Origin of the sequence: Microcystis sp. M49636_WE2 (genome assembly GCF_030065375.1) — a bacterium.
In the GTDB taxonomy this organism is placed as follows: Bacteria; Cyanobacteriota; Cyanobacteriia; order Cyanobacteriales; family Microcystaceae; genus Microcystis; species Microcystis aeruginosa_C.
The window spans coordinates 1-5,099 of sequence record NZ_JASJFG010000671.1 but is presented as its reverse complement, the minus strand read 5'-3'; the positions used below and the strand labels follow the sequence as shown (position 1 = coordinate 5,099).

General features: G+C 48.4%; 2 protein-coding genes. Both read left to right on the top strand.

Going from position 1 to position 5,099, the window contains the following annotated elements; genetic code table 11:
- Nucleotides 1–161: 161 nt before the first annotated feature.
- Nucleotides 162–443: a DUF433 domain-containing protein gene (locus PX484_RS15505; RefSeq protein WP_104396872.1), complete on the top strand. Its 282-nt coding sequence runs from the start codon at nt 162–164 to the stop codon at nt 441–443.
- A 160-nt stretch (nt 444–603) separates the two neighbouring features.
- A partial coding sequence (gene gltB, locus PX484_RS15500) for a glutamate synthase large subunit (protein ID WP_288104593.1) occupies nt 604–5,099 on the top strand: 4,496 nt, incomplete at its 3' end.

Below are 5,099 nucleotides of genomic sequence, written 5' to 3'. Positions count from 1 at the left end.
GCGAGGTAATTACAGAAAATTCAAAAAAATGGCGAGAAAGAGCGAAACAATCGCCGCAAGTGAGATCGGGTGGCTGAAGTAACCGAACCGATATTTATGGGGAATAGTCGGGGGTTCGATCGATACGATAAACTAAACGATATCCACTCCAGAAAACCGCGATGGTTCAAGCGACCGAATATCTCTATATCGTTCGAGACGACGAGATCTTACACGGGGAACCAATTATCAAAGGAACCCGTACACCCGTCCGCGCCATCGTCGAAACTTGGCGTCTGGGGGTCGCTCCCGAAGAAATACCCCTAGGAATGCCCCATCTGACGTTAAGTCAGATTTTCAGTGCGTTGACCTATTACAGCGACCATCTAGAGGAAATTAACGCTTATATCGAGCGTAACCACATTCCCGACGACTTAATCGATCCGCTGCTAAAAAATTCGTGAATAATCTCTTCGGTGTAAAGGAACCCTTGTCACATCGAAACATTTCCTTAAGATATAAGACCGAAGGTCCAGTCTGGATACAGAATTGATATACCTAGAATCGCTACTCTGGCTCACCCTCTAGGCCCTTCCCTTCCAGACTGCTAGGCTATTAGACAAGATGAATAACAATCAAACTCCACGGAAACAAGGACTATACGATCCCCAATTTGAACATGATGCTTGTGGTGTCGGTTTTATCGTTCATAAAACGGGTAAAAAGTCCCACGATATTGTTGAACAGGCCTTAACAATTTTACTAAACCTCGATCACCGTGGCGCGTGCGGTGCGGAAAAAAATACGGGAGATGGGGCGGGTATTTTATGCCAAATCCCTGACCTATTTTTCCGGAAAGTGACTGGGGATCTAGGTTTTACCTTGCCGGCAGCGGGACAATACGGGGTAGGAATGCTCTACACGGCCCCTGATGCCGAAATTCGCGGGAAAAGTCGCCAGGAATTCGAGAAAATCGCCGCCGAAGAGGGGTTAAAAGTTCTCGGTTGGCGTGATGTTCCCACGGATAACTCTAGTTTGGGCAATTCGGCCAAATCTACCGAACCCTTTATCGAACAGGTTTTCATCGAACGCGATGCCAATTTAAGCGATGATCTGGCCTTTGAACGCAAATTATACGTTATTCGCAAGCGTTCCCATCTCAATCGTCAATCTTTTAATCGTTACTGGTATCCTTGCAGTATTTCTAGTCGTACCATTGTCTATAAAGGGCAATTAATGCCGGTACAGGTGGGTGACTATTTCCCCGATTTACACGACCCCGACTTTCAAAGTGCTTTAGGATTAGTCCATTCTCGTTTTAGTACCAATACCTTCCCCAGTTGGGAACGCGCCCACCCTTACCGTTATATTGCCCACAATGGCGAAATTAATACCCTGCGAGGTAATATTAACTGGATGCACGCCCGTCAGTCGATGTTTGCCTCACCCTTATTCGGGGAAGACATCAAAAGAATCCAGCCGGTTATTAATATCGAGGGTAGTGACTCCTTAATTTTTGATAATGCCCTAGAATTAATGGTTTTATCGGGGCGTTCTCTCCCTCACGCTGTCATGATGATGATTCCTGAACCCTGGGCAGCCCACGAATCGATGAGTGATGAGAAAAAAGCCTTTTATGAATACCATTCCTGTTTGATGGAACCCTGGGATGGTCCGGCCTCGATCGCTTTTACCGATGGTACGATGATGGGAGCAGTGTTAGACCGCAATGGTTTGCGTCCTTCCCGTTACTATGTCACCAAAGATGACCTAGTAATTATGGCATCGGAAGCGGGAGTTTTACCCATTGAACCAGAACGCGTCGCTTTTAAAGGTCGTCTGCAACCCGGCCGGATGTTCCTTGTGGATATGAAAGAAGGTCGTATCGTGGCCGATGAGGAAATAAAAGCAGGTATTGCCAACGCTAAACCCTATCGCCAGTGGTTAAACGAAAATTTAGTCAATTTAGACGATTTACCGGCGGTGGAAACTGCTCCACCGGAAACTTCTGTTTCCCTAATTCAACAGCAAACCGCTTTCGGTTACACTTTTGAGGAATTACGTCTTTTATTAGCCCCCATGGGCCGGGATGGAGTGGAAGCAGTGGGTTCCATGGGTTCCGATACACCCCTAGCCGTCTTGTCCGATCGCCCAAAACTGCTTTATGATTACTTTCAGCAGTTATTCGCCCAAGTCACTAACCCCCCGATTGACTCGATTCGCGAAGAAATTATCACCTCTCCCATCACCACTATCGGCGCTGAGAGAAATCTCCTGGATCCGCAGCCCGAAAGCTGTCACCTGATTAAACTTAACTCTCCTATCCTCACTAACGCCCAATTAGCGCGTTTACAGGGCAATAGCGAATTTAAAACCGTGACTATTCCCATTCTCTTCGATCCCACTTCGGGAGTCGAGGGGATGCGTAGCACAATTGAGGCAATTTGTCAAGAGGTGGACGAGGCAATTTTAGCGGGCGCGAGCATTATTATTTTAAGCGATCGAGGTATCGATAAAAATCACGCCCCGATTCCCTCACTGCTGGCGGTTGCCGGTTTACACCATCATCTCATCCGGCAGGGAACCCGCACCAGAGTGGGCCTTGTCCTGGAATCTGGCGAACCCCGGGAAGTGCATCACTACGCCCTTTTACTCGGTTATGGTTGCGGTGCGATTAATCCCTATCTAGCCTTTGCCACCCTCGGCAGTATGATCGAGGAAGGTTTATTGGTAGGAGTTGACCACCAGAGTGCCTGTAAAAACTACATAAAAGCCGCCACCAAGGGCGTAATTAAAGTGGCCTCTAAAATTGGCATTTCCACCCTGCAAAGCTACCGTGGGGCGCAAATATTCGAGGCTATTGGCTTAAATCGATCGGTAGTCGATCGCTATTTTACTTGGACAGCTTCCCGCATTGAAGGGGCCGATTTAGAAATTATTGCCCGGGAATCCCTACTCAGACATGGCCACGCTTTCCCCGACCGGGATGTTAATGTGCATACCCTCGATATTGGCGGTGAATATCAATGGCGTAAGGACGGGGAAGCCCATCTTTTTAGCCCAGAAACCATTCATACCCTGCAACAAGCGGTAAAATTGGGCAAATACGACCTCTTTAAGAAGTATTCCCAACTGGTCAACCAACAGAATCAAAAATTCTTCACCCTGCGGGGACTATTAACCTTTAAAAACCGGGAAAGTATCCCCATCGAAGAAGTGGAACCGATTGAAGCGATTATGAAACGCTTTAAAACCGGGGCCATGAGTTACGGGTCCATTTCCAAAGAGGCCCACGAATCCCTCGCTATTGCCATGAATCGTATCGGTGGCAAGTCGAACACCGGGGAAGGGGGCGAAGATTCCGAGCGCTACACTTGGACAAATGAACAGGGAGACTCGAAAAATAGTGCCATTAAACAGGTAGCTTCCGGCCGTTTTGGTGTCACCAGTCTTTACCTCTCCCAAGCGCGAGAATTGCAGATAAAAATGGCCCAGGGGGCAAAACCGGGCGAAGGCGGTCAATTACCGGGTAAAAAAGTCTATCCTTGGATTGCCAAAGTCCGTCACTCCACCCCCGGAGTTGGTTTAATTTCTCCCCCACCCCACCACGATATCTACTCGATTGAAGACCTAGCGGAGTTGATTCATGACCTAAAAAATGCCAATCGTGCGGCCAGAGTGAGCGTAAAACTGGTTTCTGAGGTGGGAGTTGGCACAATCGCCGCCGGAGTCGCTAAAGCTCACGCCGACGTGGTTTTAATCTCTGGTTTCGATGGTGGGACCGGAGCCTCACCCCAAACCTCGATTAAACACGCGGGTTTACCCTGGGAGTTGGGACTAGCAGAAACCCATCAAACATTGGTGTTAAATAATCTTCGCAGTCGCATTGCGGTGGAAACCGATGGCCAGATGAAAACCGGCCGCGATGTGGTGGTGGCAACCCTATTGGGGGCCGAAGAATTCGGGTTTTCGACCGCGCCACTGGTGACGTTAGGCTGTATTATGATGCGGGTTTGTCATCTTAATACCTGTCCGGCGGGGGTAGCGACCCAGGATCCGTTATTACGGAAGAATTTCATCGGAGATCCCGAATATACGGTGAATTTCATGAAATTTATCGCCCAGGAAGTGCGGGAAATTATGGCCGAATTGGGATTCCGCACCTTAAATGAAATGGTGGGGCGAACTGATGTATTAGAGCCAAAACAGGCGGTAGAACATTGGAAAGCGAAAGGAATTGACCTAACTCCAATTCTCTATCAACCGGAGGTAGATGCAGAGGTAGGACGTTATTGCCAGATTCCCCAGGACCACGGTTTAGATAAGTCCTTGGATATAACCATTTTACTGGATTTATGCAAGGATGCCATTGAAAAAGGCGAAAAAGTCAAGGCGACACTACCGATTAAAAATATTAACCGCGTGGTGGGGACGATTTTAGGCAACGAAATCACTAAACGTCACTGGGAGGGTTTACCCGAAGATACCGTACATCTCCATTTTCAGGGCAGCGCGGGGCAGAGTTTCGGTGCTTTTGTTCCCAAAGGGGTGACACTGGAGTTAGAAGGGGATGCTAATGATTATGTGGGTAAGGGTTTAAGCGGTGGCAAAATCATCGTTTATCCGCCCAAAGGTTCCACTTTTGTGGCCGAGGAGAATATTATCATCGGTAACGTGGCTTTATACGGCGCGACCAGTGGTGAGGTGTATATTTCTGGGGTTGCTGGGGAACGTTTTGGGGTGCGTAACTCTGGGGTGACTACGGTGGTTGAGTCCGTTGGCGACCACGCCTGCGAGTATATGACGGGGGGTAAAGTCGTTGTTTTAGGGCCCACCGGTCGCAATTTCGCCGCCGGGATGAGTGGTGGTGTCGCCTACGTCCTCGATGAGTCGGGGGATTTCGCCACTCGTTGCAATACCCAAATGGTAGCTTTAGAGGCGCTAGAAGGGGAAGAAATCGACGATTTACGCGAGTTAATTCAACGCCATGCTGATTACACCCAAAGTCAAAAAGCGTCCCTAGTTTTAGCAAATTGGTCGGAAATGTTGCCCAAGTTTGTTAAAGTAATGCCCAAGGATTATAAGCGGATGTTGCAGTGTATTAAAGAGGCGTTAGATTC

What these genes read in the sequence shown, in the direction of transcription:
- PX484_RS15505 (WP_104396872.1), top strand. Translation starts at nt 162, where the DNA reads ATGGTTCAAGCGACCGAATATCTCTATATCGTTCGAGACGACGAGATC.